At 72.6% G+C, this 12,891-nt stretch carries 10 protein-coding genes; 6 read left to right on the top strand and 4 right to left on the bottom strand.

What is annotated here, in order from left to right:
* Positions 1-99: 99 nt before the first annotated feature.
* Positions 100-1,350 (top strand): diguanylate cyclase domain-containing protein, encoded by a 1,251-nt coding sequence (locus ACFUUZ_RS26715; RefSeq protein ID WP_378700867.1) that lies wholly within the window; start codon positions 100-102, stop codon positions 1,348-1,350.
* Between the two features lie 135 nt (positions 1,351-1,485).
* Positions 1,486-3,318, top strand: a complete 1,833-nt coding sequence (locus ACFUUZ_RS26710; RefSeq protein ID WP_378700865.1) for an acyl-CoA dehydrogenase — start codon at positions 1,486-1,488, stop codon at positions 3,316-3,318.
* Positions 3,319-3,324: 6 nt separating this feature from the next.
* On the opposite strand, the gene ACFUUZ_RS26705 is transcribed toward ACFUUZ_RS26710, so the two are convergent.
* Together ACFUUZ_RS26705 and ACFUUZ_RS26700 are read right to left on the bottom strand one after the other, a co-directional pair.
* Complete coding sequence (locus ACFUUZ_RS26705; RefSeq protein ID WP_378700864.1) at positions 3,325-3,930, bottom strand: TetR/AcrR family transcriptional regulator; 606 nt, start codon at positions 3,928-3,930, stop codon at positions 3,325-3,327.
* Positions 3,917-4,789 (bottom strand): alpha/beta fold hydrolase, encoded by an 873-nt coding sequence (locus ACFUUZ_RS26700; protein WP_378700862.1) that lies wholly within the window; start codon positions 4,787-4,789, stop codon positions 3,917-3,919. The genes ACFUUZ_RS26705 and ACFUUZ_RS26700 overlap by 14 nt, the downstream gene beginning before the upstream one ends.
* Positions 4,790-4,876: 87 nt before the next feature.
* Here ACFUUZ_RS26700 and ACFUUZ_RS26695 point away from each other — a divergent pair, with 87 nt between their 5' ends.
* Complete coding sequence (locus tag ACFUUZ_RS26695; RefSeq protein ID WP_378700860.1) at positions 4,877-5,431, top strand: TetR/AcrR family transcriptional regulator; 555 nt, start codon at positions 4,877-4,879, stop codon at positions 5,429-5,431.
* Here ACFUUZ_RS26695 and ACFUUZ_RS26690 read toward each other — a convergent pair.
* Positions 5,424-6,473, bottom strand: coding sequence for an alpha/beta hydrolase (locus ACFUUZ_RS26690; protein WP_378700857.1), 1,050 nt, complete (start codon positions 6,471-6,473; stop codon positions 5,424-5,426). The genes ACFUUZ_RS26695 and ACFUUZ_RS26690 overlap by 8 nt on opposite strands.
* A 153-nt stretch (positions 6,474-6,626) precedes the next feature.
* Between ACFUUZ_RS26690 and ACFUUZ_RS26685 the strand changes: the two genes are divergently transcribed.
* From ACFUUZ_RS26685 to ACFUUZ_RS26675, 3 genes are all read left to right on the top strand, one after another.
* Complete coding sequence (locus tag ACFUUZ_RS26685; protein WP_378700855.1) at positions 6,627-7,919, top strand: hypothetical protein; 1,293 nt, start codon at positions 6,627-6,629, stop codon at positions 7,917-7,919.
* Positions 7,916-8,713, top strand: coding sequence for a hypothetical protein (locus ACFUUZ_RS26680; RefSeq protein ID WP_378700853.1), 798 nt, complete (start codon positions 7,916-7,918; stop codon positions 8,711-8,713). The genes ACFUUZ_RS26685 and ACFUUZ_RS26680 overlap by 4 nt, the downstream gene beginning before the upstream one ends.
* Positions 8,714-8,796: 83 nt before the next feature.
* The gene (locus ACFUUZ_RS26675; protein WP_378700851.1) at positions 8,797-10,410 is read left to right on the top strand and encodes an FAD-dependent oxidoreductase; all 1,614 of its coding nucleotides are present in this window, start codon (positions 8,797-8,799) and stop codon (positions 10,408-10,410) included.
* On the opposite strand, the gene ACFUUZ_RS26670 is transcribed toward ACFUUZ_RS26675, so the two are convergent.
* Positions 10,407-12,791, bottom strand: a complete 2,385-nt coding sequence (locus ACFUUZ_RS26670; RefSeq protein ID WP_378700849.1) for an ATP-binding cassette domain-containing protein — start codon at positions 12,789-12,791, stop codon at positions 10,407-10,409. The two genes, ACFUUZ_RS26675 and ACFUUZ_RS26670, sit on opposite strands and share 4 nt — an antisense overlap.
* Between the last annotated feature and the right edge of the window lie 100 nt (positions 12,792-12,891).

The following is a 12,891-nucleotide window of genomic DNA, read 5'->3' as shown; positions in this document are numbered from 1 at the left end:
GCCGGAATCCGGCCACAGGGGACTATTGTCGGGGGAATCACAGCAGCATCCCCGGCACACTCCGCAGGCCGGGGAACGCGACAGATCGACGGGGGTGTTGTGGACGGCAGCGGCGGCGCCGCACTGGCTCGGATCTGGTGGCAGGCACTGGCCACCGGCGGTGTCGCGCCCGGCGGCGGGCCGGGCGGGCCGATGATGCTCCCGGGGCTGGTCAACCAGCTCGTGGCGGCGCTGGAGGCGGAGACCTTCGACGCGAGCGCGGGGTCGAGGGTCGGCGCCGCGCTCTGGGGCGCGGGGCTCACCCACCCCGACGTCCCGGTGGTCTCGGCCCAGGTGCTGCACGGGCTGGCCGACGCCAGCGCGCACCCGGACGCGCACCGCAGGCTCGCGGGGCTGCTGGCCGCGCTCGGGCAGGGCCACCAGATCCAGCGCGGCCGCTCGACGGCCGCGGGCGAGGAGCACGACGACCAGGACACCCGCTTCCGGGTCCTCTTCGACAACGCCGCGGTCGCCATCGCCATCGGCGACACCGACGGCGTCCTGCTGGAGGCGAACCGCGCGCTCGCCGACATGATCGGCACCAAGCCGAACGACCTGCGCGGCATCTCGGTCTACGACTTCGCGCACCCGGACGACCGGGAGCGCATCCGCACCCTGCTCTACGAGCAGCTGGTGCCGACCGGCGAGGGCACCGTCACGCTGGACCAGCGGCTGGTGCGCGCCGACGGCAGCGTCGGCTGGATGGCCTTCGCCATCACCTTCGTGCGCGGCGCGGGCGGCAGGCCGGACTACCTGCTCGCGGTCGGCGCCGATGTCACCGAGCGGCACCTGCTGCAGCAGGAGCTGCACCACCAGGCCAGGCACGATTCGCTCACCGGTCTGCCGAACCGGCGCTACCTGCTGGAGCACATCGAGCACCTGATCGCCACCGCGGGCAGCGCCGACCGGGTCGGGCTGTGCTTCGCCGATCTGGACCATTTCAAACAGGTCAACGACCACTACGGCCACAGCGCGGGCGACCGGGTGCTGGTCGCGGTGGCCGATCGGATCGCCGAGACGACGCAGCGCGACGGCAGCTTCGTCTGCAGGCTCGGCGGCGACGAGTTCCTCGCGCTCATCCCGCCGCCCGCGGACGAGACCCAGGTGGCCGCGGTGGCGAACAGCCTGCTCACCGCGCTCTCCGAGCCGATTCCGGTGGACGGCGTCCCGCTGGAGGTCTCCGCCAGCATCGGCGTCGTCGTCACCCCGCTCGCGCACGCCGACGCCGAGTCGCTGCTGCACGCGGCGGACACCAGCCTGCACCGCGCCAAGCGGGACAGCAAGGGTCAGTGGGTTATGCAGAGCGAGTGACCCCTCACGGGTGGCCCACTATTTCCGCCCGGTCTGTGCGATCATGAATCAGGCGAATGCGACTGTCGGCGAATGACTCTGCCACAGAACCTCATTCGCTTTTTTCGCGCGTTCGGATCGTCGATGGGGGCCTCAATGTCGCACTACAGGAGCAATGTTCGCGATCTCCGGTTCGTCCTGTTCGAGGTGCTCGGGCTGGAGCGGGCGCTGGCGAGCGGCGCCTTCGGCGACCTGGACGCCGCGACCGTCACCGAGCTGCTGGAGCAGGTGCGACGGCTCGCGGAGGGGCCGCTCGGCGCCTCCTACGCCGCCGCCGACCGCACGCCGCCGGTCTTCGACCCGGAGACGCACACCGTCACGCTGCCGGAGGAGTTCGTCCGCTCGTTCCGCGCCATGACCGACGGCGGCTGGCACCAGCTCGGGCTCCCCGCCGAGCTGGGCGGCCCCGGGGTGCCGCGCACGGTGTTCTGGGCCGCGGCCGAGCTGATCCTCGGCGCGCAGCCCGCCGCGTTCTTCTACGGCATGGCGGGGACGCACATGGCCTCGGTGCTGTACGCCAACGGCACCGAGGAGCAGCGCGGCTGGGCCGGGCTCGGCACCGCGGCGGGCTGGGGCGGCACGATGGTGCTCACCGAGCCGGACGCGGGCTCCGACGTCGGCGCGGGCCGCACCAGGGCGATCGCGCAGGAGGACGGCTCCTGGCACATCGAGGGCGTGAAGCGCTTCATCAGCAACGGCGACTCCGGCGTGCTCTTCCCGAACATCATGCACCTGGTGCTGGCCCGCCCGGAGGGGGCAGGGCCGGGCACCAAGGGGCTCTCGCTCTTCTTCGTGCCCCAGTTCCACTTCGACCCGGTGACCGGCGAGAACCGCGAGCGCAACGGCGTTTTCGTGACCGGTCTGGAGCACAAGATGGGGTTGAAGGCCTCGACCACCTGTGAGCTGACCTTCGGCGGGCACGGCGTTCCGGCGAAGGGCTGGCTGGTGGGCGAGGTGCACAACGGCATCGCGCAGATGTTCGACGTGATCGAGCACGCGCGGATGATGGTGGGCACCAAGGCCATCGCCACGCTCTCCACCGGCTACCTGCACGCGCTGGCGTACGCCAGGCAGCGGGTACAGGGCGCGGACCTGACCGCGATGGCGGACAAGTCGGCGCCGCGGGTGACCATCGTGCACCACCCCGACGTGCGGCGGGCGCTCATGATGCAGAAGGCGTACGCCGAGGGGCTGCGCGCGATCTACCTCTACACGGCGGCGCACCAGGACCCGGTACTGGCCGAACAGGTCTCGGGGGCCGACCCGGAGCTGGCGGCGCGCGTGAACGACCTGCTGCTGCCGATCGTCAAGGGCGTCGGCTCGGAGCGCGCCTACCGGCACCTGACCGATGCGCTGCAGACCTTCGGCGGCTCGGGGTACCTGCAGGACTACCCGATCGAGCAGTACATCCGGGACGCGAAGATCGACAGCCTCTACGAGGGAACGACGGCGATCCAGGCGCAGGACTTCTTCTTCCGCAAGATCGTCCGCGACCGCGGCGTCGCCTTCGGGCACCTGGCCGGGCAGATCCAGCGCACGCTGGACAGCGGGGCGGGCAACGGCAGGCTCAAGCGGGAGCGCGCGCTGCTCGCCACCGCGCTGGCGGACGTGCAGGCGGCGACCGCCACGCTCACCGGCTACCTCATGGGCGCGCAGCAGGATCCCGCCGAGCTGTACAAGGTGGGGCTCGGCTCGGTGCGCTTCCTGCTCGCCGTCGGCGACCTGCTCATCGGCTGGCAGCTGCTGCACCAGGCCGGGATCGCCGTCGCCGCGCTGGACGCGGGCACCGAGGAGCGCGCCTTCTACGAGGGCAAGGTGGCGGTCGCGCAGTTCTTCGCACGGACCGTGCTGCCCGAGCTGGCCGCCGTCCGCGCGATCCTGGCCGAGCTCGACACCGAGGTCATGGCGCTGGACGAAGCGGCGTTCTGAGCCGGGTCAGCCGCGCAGCAGCCCGGCCATGAGCAGCACGAGGGCGTCGAGCGCGCGGGCGTGCGCGGTGGCCTGGTCCTCGGCGTGCGCGACGATCATCCCCGCCTCGGTGACCGCGCTCAGCACCAGCTGCGCCAGCATGCGGACCGGCGCGTCCGCGGCGAGCAGCCCGGCGCCGCGCGCGGCCTCCAGCTGCAGCACGATGAGGCCGAGGCCGTGTCTGGCCTCCAGTTCGCGCCAGGCGTCCCAGCCGAGCACGGCGGGGGCGTCGGAGAGCGCGATCCGGACCATCTCCGGCCGGCGGCAGATGCGCAGGAAGGCGTCGAGCCCGGCGCGCAGCCCCGCCGTCGGGTCGTCCGAGGGCGGGGCGCCCGCGATGGCGGCCACCAGCTCGTCGGTGTTGTCCCGCTCGAGCTGCTCCAGCACCGCGACGAAGAGGCCGCGCTTGTCGCCGTAGTGATACTGCAGCGCGCCGCGGGTCACCCCGGCGGTGGTGACGATCTGCTCGGCCGAGACGGCGCCGAAGCCGTGCTCGGCGAAGAGCGCGCGCCCCGCCTCCTCCAGCCGCCCCCTGGTACTGCGGGTGCGGTCCAGCTGGCTACGGCGCGGCATGCTCCCGAGTGAACTCCAGGATCAGCGCGCTCAGCAAATCCGGCTGGTCCTCCGGGAGGAAGGTGTAGGCGTCGTCGATCAGGCGGAGCGTCGCGTTGGGCAGCTCGGCCACCAGCCGTTCGGCCAGCGGGACCGGGAAGAGCTTCTCCTCCCGCGCCCACACCACCAGCACCGGCAGCGTGAGATCGGGGAAGCTGCGCGCCGCCTCGAGGGTGTGCCGCTTGCGCGCGGCGACCAGGAAGCGCCGCAGGTCGCGCCGGATCGCGGCGGAGTGCCTGCTCGGCGCGAGGTAGCCCGCCACCACCTCCGGGGGCACGGGGTGCTTGACGACCCGGCCGAAGGCGAGCGGCAGCGAATGCAGCGCCTCGATCTTCAGCAGCTCGGTGGCCGCGCGCACCACGCCGGGCACCCGGGCCAGGACGCCGAGTGCGTCGAACGGCGGCGGCATGAATCGCTCGTAGCAGTCCACCGAGGCGAGCACGACCCGCCCGACCCGGCTCGGATCGCGGGCGAGCAGCACCTGGGTGATGGCACCGCCGGTGTCGTTGGCGACGAGGGTGACGTCGGTGAGGTCGAGCCGCTCCAGGAAGGCCGCGATCAGGTCGGCGATCCCGGGCGGGGTGAGGTCCGCCGCGGGCACCGGGATCGCGTGCGCGCCGAGCGGCCAGTCCGGGGTGATGCAGCGGTACCCCGCCGCGGCGATCGGCGGCACGACCGCACGCCACAGGTTCGCGTTGACCAGCAGCCCGTGCACGAACACGACCGGTGGCCCCTCCCCCGTCTCGTGGTAGCGGATGCGCCCGCCGGGCAGCTCGACCTCGTGCCGCGCGCCCAGCGCCTGGCTGTGTGAATCGGTCATGGCCCCGTCCCCTTCGTGTGCCGGATGATCTGTCGGCCAATTTACATACATTCCGAATGTATGTCTATGTCCGGCTAGCATCGGGCCATGCCGCGCAACAGACGTCCCCGCGACCGGGAGGAGAAGCGCGCGGAGATCGTCACGGCGGCGCGCGCGCTCTTCCTCGACGAGGGCTACGAGGCGGTCTCCATGACCCGGATCGCCCGCGCCGCCGGCGTCGTCTCGAACACCGTCTACTGGTACTTCGGCGACAAGGACGGCATCCTGATCGCGGTGCTGGACGAGGTCATGGCGGACGCGCTGGAGCGCTCCGGCGAGCTGCAGCCGCTCGAGCCGGTCGAGCGGCTGCTCTGGGTGCTCACCGAGCTGGAGCGGATGAGCACGCTGGTCACCACGGTGCACGCGCGCAGCGAGGAATCGGCGAGCATCCGGGAGTGGCACGAGCGCTTCCACGCGCTCACCGACGCGCTGCTCCGGCTGGAGTTCGCCGCGCTCGGGGTGCCGGAGGACGGGGTGGACGAGCTGGCCACCATCGCCGTCTACGTGCTGGAGGGGCTGCTCATGCACCCCGTCGAGCCCGCGCGCAAGCGGGCCGTGCTCGCGGCCGTGCTGCGCGGCGCGACGAGCACCGCGGTCAGCTGAACCGCTCGGCCAGGAAATCGATCTGGTCGGCGACGGCGCGTTCGAATGCGGCGCCGACGTAGATGTCGAAGTGCGCGCACGGGTAGTCCCGGATCCGGACGTGCGCGAGCCCGGCGGCGTGGCGGCGGGTGGTGGCGGCGGGTGCGGCGACATCGGCGTCGCAGACGCAGAGCAGGGTCGGCGCGGTGCCGCGGCGCAGGTCACGGCCGGGCCGGTAGAACGGGAGCCGGAGTACCAGCCGCGCGGAGAGCGCGTTGGCGGCGGTGAATTCGCCGCCGGGGCCGGTCAGGACGCCCCAGATGGAATCGCGGCCCGGCGCCGCGGCGCCGCGCTCGCTGAGCGTCAGCACGTCGGCGAGGCGGGCCCGCAGCCGGGGCAGCCTGCGCAGCGCGGCGCTGGTGCGCGCGGAGATCCTGGTGCCGGGCGGCAGCAGCGCCGACGACCCGGGCAGGGTGTCCGGCGAGACCAGGAAGGCGGGCATCCAGGGCGCGCCCGCCATCGGCACCAGCAGCGGACGCGCCCCGAGCCGGGCAGCGGCCGCGTCGACCAGGCCCGCCGCGAAGAGCGCGGCCGCGCTGGGGAGGCCGGAGCGCAGCCGCGACCACACCGAGGCGCGGCCGTCGGTGAACGGACACTGCGCCACCACCGCGGCCACCGCGCCGTCCTCGGCCGCCACCCGGAGCACGTGGCCGCCGCCGAAGGAGCTGCCCCACAGTGCGATCCGGCTCGGGTCGATCCCGGACAGCCCGCGGGCGAAGGCCAGCGCCGCGTGCCAGTCGGCCAGCTGGCGGCCGATGTCGAGCAGCTGGCGCGGCTCGCCGCCGCTGGCGCCGAGGTGCCGGTAGTCGAAGACCAGGACCGCCCAGCCCCGCGCGGCGAAGCGCTCGGCGTAGGCGTCGAGCCGCATCTCCCTGACCGCGCCGAGGCCGTGCCCCATGACCACCAGCGGGGTGCGGGGGCCCGCCGGGTCGGCGCCGTAGAGCCAGGCCGCGCAGGTATCCGAGCCGGAGCGGAAGGTGACGTCCCGCCGCGCTGTGGTCATGGTGCACTCCTCGTTCTTGGGCGACGGCCAAGAAACTAAGCGCTTCTTGATCGCCAGTCAAGATCGCGGCTCGGCTGAGAAAATAAGAGACTGAAAGCCAACCTTTCTCATCGCCACCGTGCTAGACATACGCGGAACGGCGAGGAGGCGGTTGTGACAGGTCCGTATCGGCTCATCATCTGGGGCCCCGGCGACATGGGCGGGCGGGCACTGCGCACCGCGCTGGAGTCGCCCGATTTCGAGGTCGTCGGGGTGAAGGTGTTCAGCCCGCACAAGCACGGCGTCGACATCGGCGAGCTGGTCGGGCTGCCCCCGGTCGGCATCGCCGCGACCACGTCGAAGGCGGAGATCCTCGCGCTCGACGCGGACTGCGTCGTGCACACCCCCACCACGCCCGCGCTGGTGCAGGGCGCCGACGCCGACGTGCTGGAGCTGCTGGAGTCCGGCAAGAACGTGGTGTCGGCGGCCGCCTACCACAACCCGGCCATGCCCACCTGGCTCACCGAGACCCGGCCCGCGCTCGACGTGCTGAGCACCGTGTCCCGCATGCGGGTGACCGGCAATGCCTTCGGCCCGCAGCTGCCGCACGCCCTCACCGCGCTGAAAACCCTCATGCGCGTGGCCGATTCGGGTCCCGCGCGGCCCGCCCGTTCGGTCCTGGAGCGGCTCGCCGAGCCGGTGGTGGACCGGGCGATCCCGCGCCGGGCCTCCGGCGCCAGGCTGCAGGCCGCCTGCGAGCGGGGCGGGGTCTCGCTGCACGGCACCGGGCTGCACCCCGGCCTCATGGTCGAGCAGCTGCTGCTGCGGCTGGCGGGGCTGCTGGACGAGGTGCGCGAGGTGAAGTTCCTGGAGGTCGGCGACCTCTCCTCGGCACCGGACGGCATGTGGGGCGGGCTGGCCAGCCTCGGCTTCGGCATGCCGCTGAGCGCGGTCGATTCGGACCACGCCATCGCGCTCATGCAGCACTTCTACTTCGACGCGGTGCTCTCCAACGTGGGGCACGTGCTGTTCGGGGCGAGCGCGGACCAGGTCCGGGTGGAGCGGCACGTGTACCCGGTGCCCGCCAGGGTGCGGATCGAGGCGGGCGGCAGCGTGATCGAGCCGGGCTCGGTCGGCGCCATCCACATGAGCTACCGCGGCTACATCGGCGACCGGCTCTTCATGACCAATGCCGAGTGCTGGCACGTCGGCCCCGGCAACGCGCACCTCGGCCCGGACCACCCGCGCAGCCTCGCGGGCGGGCACGTGATCACCCTGGACGGCAGCCCGGCCCGGATCGAGATGCGCAACGAGCTGGACGACGAGACCTACAGCGGCGACTGGTCCGCGGTCACCGACATCTCGGTCAAGGCCATGCTCGATGTCGTCCCCGCGCTCTGCGCGGCGCCGCCCGGCGTCGCCACCCCCGACCTCACCCCCCGCTACCGACTGGAGACGACGGCATGACCTCCCCGATCCCGGTCGCGGTGCTCGGCACCGGGCCGCTGGCCGACCGGATCGCCGCGCACCCGGACGTCGTCGTCACCGAGCACTCCCCCGTGGTGCTGCACCTCTCCCCCGACCCCGCCGAGCTCGCCGCGCTGCTGAGCGCGGGCCGCAACGTGGTCACGGCGCTCCCGCTGGACGCCCTGCCGCTGGACGAGCTCACGGCGGCCTGCGCGGCGGGATCGGTGACGCTGCACGCCACCGGCGGCCACCAGTCCGCGGTCGCGGCCAGGCTCACCCGCTCGCTCGCCGCCGCGACCAGGGAGATCACCCGCATCGAGCTGATCGAGGAGATCGTCCTGCCCGAGCTCGGCGCCGACGCCGAGAGCGCGCGGGCCGCGGCCGAGGCGGTCGCCGGGAACTACGTCGACGGCCTCCGCACCCTGGAGGACGGCGCCTTCGGGACGCGCGGCACCGACACCGCCACCGTCGCCGTCGAGGTGCGGACCGACGACACCGGCGCGGTGCGGCAGGTGGTCGCCGACCACGACCTCGGTACCCGCGCCCGCTACCGCTCGGTCCGCAGCGTGGAGGGCGCCGTGCCACTGCGCTACCGCGTGGTCAGCACCAGCGCGGCCGGAACCGGCACCGCCACCGTCGAGTTCCACCCGACCGACGGGCTGCACCCGGCGGAGCAGCTCACCCTGGTCGAGCTGCTGAGCGCGGCCCGCGCGATCCACGCGAGCCCGCCCGGGATCGTGCTGCGCGACCTCGCCATCACCCACCTGGCGGCCGACGACCGCTCGGCCCGGTAGCAGCACCGATCGGCCCCCTCCCGTAGTATCGTCCAGACAGCTGTCCAACAAGCTGTCCAGGACGCCGGAGAGGGGGCCGTTCCATGGCCTACGTCATCACGCAGCGCTGCTGCAACGACGCGAGCTGCGTCAGCGAGTGCCCGGTCGACTGCATCCGGCCGCGGCCGGAGGACCCGGAGTTCGCGACCGCCGAGATGCTCTACATCGACCCGGACACCTGCATCGACTGCGGCGCCTGCTTCGAGGCCTGCCCGGTCGGCGCGGTCTACGCGGAGGAGGACCTGCCGCCCGCGCTGGCCCGCTACCCGGAGATCAATGCCGGGTACTTCCAGCGGCACCCGCTGGAGACCGACCTCGCCCCCGCCGCCGCGCCGCGCAGGCTGCCGCGGGACCGGGAGCCGCTGCGGGTGGCGATCGTCGGCACCGGCCCGGCCGCCTGCTACGCCGCCGAGCAGCTGCTCGGCACCGGCCGGGTCGAGGTGGAGATGTTCGACCGGCTGCCGACGCCGTGGGGGCTGGTGCGCTACGGCGTCGCCCCCGACCACAGCGAAACCCGCGGCGTCGCCGACATGTTCACCGCCGCCTTCAAGCGCGACGCGCTGCGCATGCACCTCAATACCGAGATCGGCACCCACCTCACGCACGACGACCTGCTCGCACACTGCCACGCCGTGCTCTACGCGGTGGGCGCGAGCGCCGACCGCAGGCTCGGCATCCCCGGCGAGGAGCTGCCCGGTAGCCACGCGGGCACCGACTTCGTGGCCTGGTACAACGGCCACCCCGACCACGCCGGGCACACCTTCGACCTCTCCGGCGAGCACGCCGTCGTGGTCGGCAACGGCAATGTCGCGCTGGACATCGCGAGGGTGCTCACCGCCGACCCGGAGTACCTGGCCCGCACCGACATCGCCGACCATGCGCTGGAGGCGCTGCGGCACAGCAACATTCGCGAGGTCACCGTGCTCGCACGCCGGGGCCCGCTGGAAGCCGCCTACACCGCGGCGGAGTTCCTGGCGCTGCGGCACCTCCCCGGCGTTGACGTAATACTCGACCCGACCGACCTCGCCGACCTCACCGCCGACGGCCACGCCCCCGAGTGGAAGCTGCGGCTGGCCCGCGAGTACGCCGAGCGGCCGCGCACCGAGGGCAACCGCCGCATCCGCTTCGCCTTCCACGCCGCGCCGGTCGAGCTCGGCGGCGCGGACCGCGTCCAGACGCTCACCACCGCCCGCACCGAGCAGGTCGACGGCCGCACCTCGATCACCGACCAGCGGACCACCCTGGAGGCATCGCTCGTCCTGCGCGCCATCGGTTACCGCGGCAGACCCGTGCCAGGGCTGCCCTTCGACGACGCGGCGGGCATCGTGCCCAACGACGGCGGCCGGGTCGCCCCCGGCGTCTACGTGAGCGGCTGGATCAAGCGCGGCCCGCGCGGCGTCATCGGCTCCAACCGCGCCGACGCCGCCGAGACCGTCGGCGCCCTGCTCGACGACTTCATCGCGGGCAGCCTCACCACCCCCGCCGCCGACCGCGACGCCCTCGCCGAGCTGGTCCGGCAGCGCAACCCCGATGTCGTCGACCGGGCCGGGTGGCAGACCCTGGATCAGGCCGAGCGCACCCGCGGCGCGGCGCAGGGCCGACCGCGGGTGAAGATCGCGAGCGTCGAGCAGCTGCTGGCCACCGCCCGCGGGCGTTAGGCGCCCACGTACTCCGCGAGGTGGGTACCGGTCAGCGTCTTCCGATCGGCCACCAGGTCCGCGGGCGTCCCCTCGAACACCACCAGCCCGCCGTCGTGCCCGGCCCCGGGCCCGAGGTCGATGATCCAGTCGGCGTGCGCCATGACCGCCTGGTGGTGTTCGATCACGATGACCGTCTTCCCGGAGTCGACCAGCCGGTCCAGCAGCCCGAGCAGCTGGTCCACGTCGGCGAGGTGCAGGCCGGTGGTCGGCTCGTCCAGGACGTAGACGCCGCCCTTCTCGGACATGTGCGTGGCGAGCTTGAGCCGCTGCCGCTCGCCGCCGGAGAGCGTGGTGAGCGGCTGGCCCAGCTTGAGGTAGCCGAGCCCGACGTCGGCGAGGCGGTCCAGGATCTTGTGCGCGGCGGGGGTGCGGGCATCGCCCTCGGCGAAGAACCGCTCGGCCTCGGCGACCGACATGCCGAGCACCTCGCTGATGTCGCGGCCGCCCAGCTTGTACTCCAGCACCTCCGCCATGAAGCGCTTGCCCTCGCAGGTCTCGCAGGTGGTGGCGACGCCCGCCATCATGGCGAGGTCGGTGTAGATCACCCCCGCGCCGTTGCAGGTGGGGCAGGCCCCCTCCGAGTTGGCACTGAAGAGCGCGGGTTTCACGCCGTTGGCCTTGGAGAAGGCCTTGCGGATGGGGTCGAGCAGGCCGGTGTAGGTGGCCGGGTTGGAGCGGCGAGAGCCCTTGATCGCGGTCTGGTCGACCACGACGACACCCTCGCGGCGGGCCAGGTTGCCGTGGATGAGCGAGCTCTTGCCGGACCCCGCCACGCCGGTGACCACGGTGAGCACCCCGGTCGGCACGTCCACGTCGACGCCGCGCAGGTTGTTCTGCGTCGCCCCGCGGATCTCCAGCGCGCCGGTCGGCGTGCGCACCGACTCCTTCAGCTCGGCGCGGTAGCCGAGGTGCCTGCCGGTGCGGGTGTCGGACGCGCGCAGCCCGGCGATATCGCCCTCGAAGCAGACGGTGCCGCCCTCGGTGCCCGCGCCGGGGCCGAGGTCGACCACGTGGTCGGCGATCACGATGGTCTCCGGCTTGTGCTCGACCACGAGCACGGTGTTCCCCTTGTCCCGCAGCCGGAGCAGCAGCTCGTTCATCCGCTGGATGTCGTGCGGGTGCAGCCCGATGGTCGGCTCGTCGAAGACGTAGGTGACGTCGGTGAGCGCGGAGCCGAGGTGCCTGATCATCTTGGTGCGCTGCGCCTCGCCGCCGGAGAGCGTGCCGGAGGAGCGGTCCAGCGAGAGGTAGCCGAGCCCGATCTCGACGAAGCCGTCCAGGGTCTGGCGCAGCGTCTCCAGCAGCGGGGCCACCGAGCGGTCGTCCAGCCCGCGCACCCACTCGGCCAGGTCGCTGATCTGCATGGCGCAGGCGTCGGCGATGCTGACGCCGTCGATCTTCACCGAGCGCGCGGCCTCGCTGAGCCGGGTGCCGCCGCAGTCCGGGCAGGCGCTGAAGGTGATCGCCCGGTCCACGAAGGCGCGGATGTGCGGCTGCATGGCCTCGCGGTCCTTGGACAGGAACGACTTCTGGATCTTGGGGATGAGCCCCTCGTAGGTGACGTTGATGCCGTCCACCTTGATCCGCACCGGCTCCTTGTAGAGCAGGTCGTTCAGCTCGCGCTTGGTGTACTTGCGGATCGGCTTCTCCGGGTCCAGGAAGCCGGAGCCCATGAAGATCCGGCCGTACCACCCCTCCATGCTGTAGCCGGGGATGGTGAGCGCCCCCTCGGCCAGCGACTTGCTGTCGTCGTAGAGCTGGGTCAGGTCGAAGTCGGAGACGCTGCCCATGCCCTCGCAGCGCGGGCACATGCCGCCGGTGACGCTGAACTCGCGCCGCTCGCGCACCTCCTGGCCGCCCGCCTTGGTCACCGTCACCGCCCCGGCGCCGCTGATCGAGGCGACATTGAAGGAGAACGCCTGCGAGCTGCCGATGTGCGGCTGCCCGAGCCTGCTGAACAGGATGCGCAGCATGGCGTTGGCGTCGGTCGCGGTGCCGACGGTGGAGCGCACATTGGCGCCCATCCGCTCCTGGTCCACGATGATGGCGGTGGTCAGCCCCTCCAGCACGTCCACGTCCGGGCGCGCCAGGTTCGGCATGAAGCCCTGCACGAAGGCGCTGTAGGTCTCGTTGATCATGCGCTGCGACTCGGCGGCGATGGTGCCGAAGACCAGCGAGCTCTTGCCGGAGCCGGAGACGCCGGTGAAGACCGTCAGCCTGCGCTTCGGGATCTCGACGCTGACGTCCTTCAGGTTGTTCTCCCGCGCCCCCCTGACCCGGATCAGGTCGTGGGTGTCGGCGGCGTGCGCGGTCGTGGCCGGGCTGGTGGCCGTGCTCATCGGTTCTCCGTAAGTTGTCAGGCGGCCCAGGAGGGTCGGATGTGGCTGATCGGTTCTTGCCTGTAGTGGCTTTCAAGGAGTGGCCGTCCGGCCCTCCGGG

This window comes from Nocardia sp. NPDC057353, assembly GCF_042667085.1.
Lineage (GTDB): Bacteria > Actinomycetota > Actinomycetes > Mycobacteriales > Mycobacteriaceae > Nocardia.
Note: the sequence above shows the minus strand (reverse complement) of the source record. Positions and strands in the feature narration are given on the sequence as shown.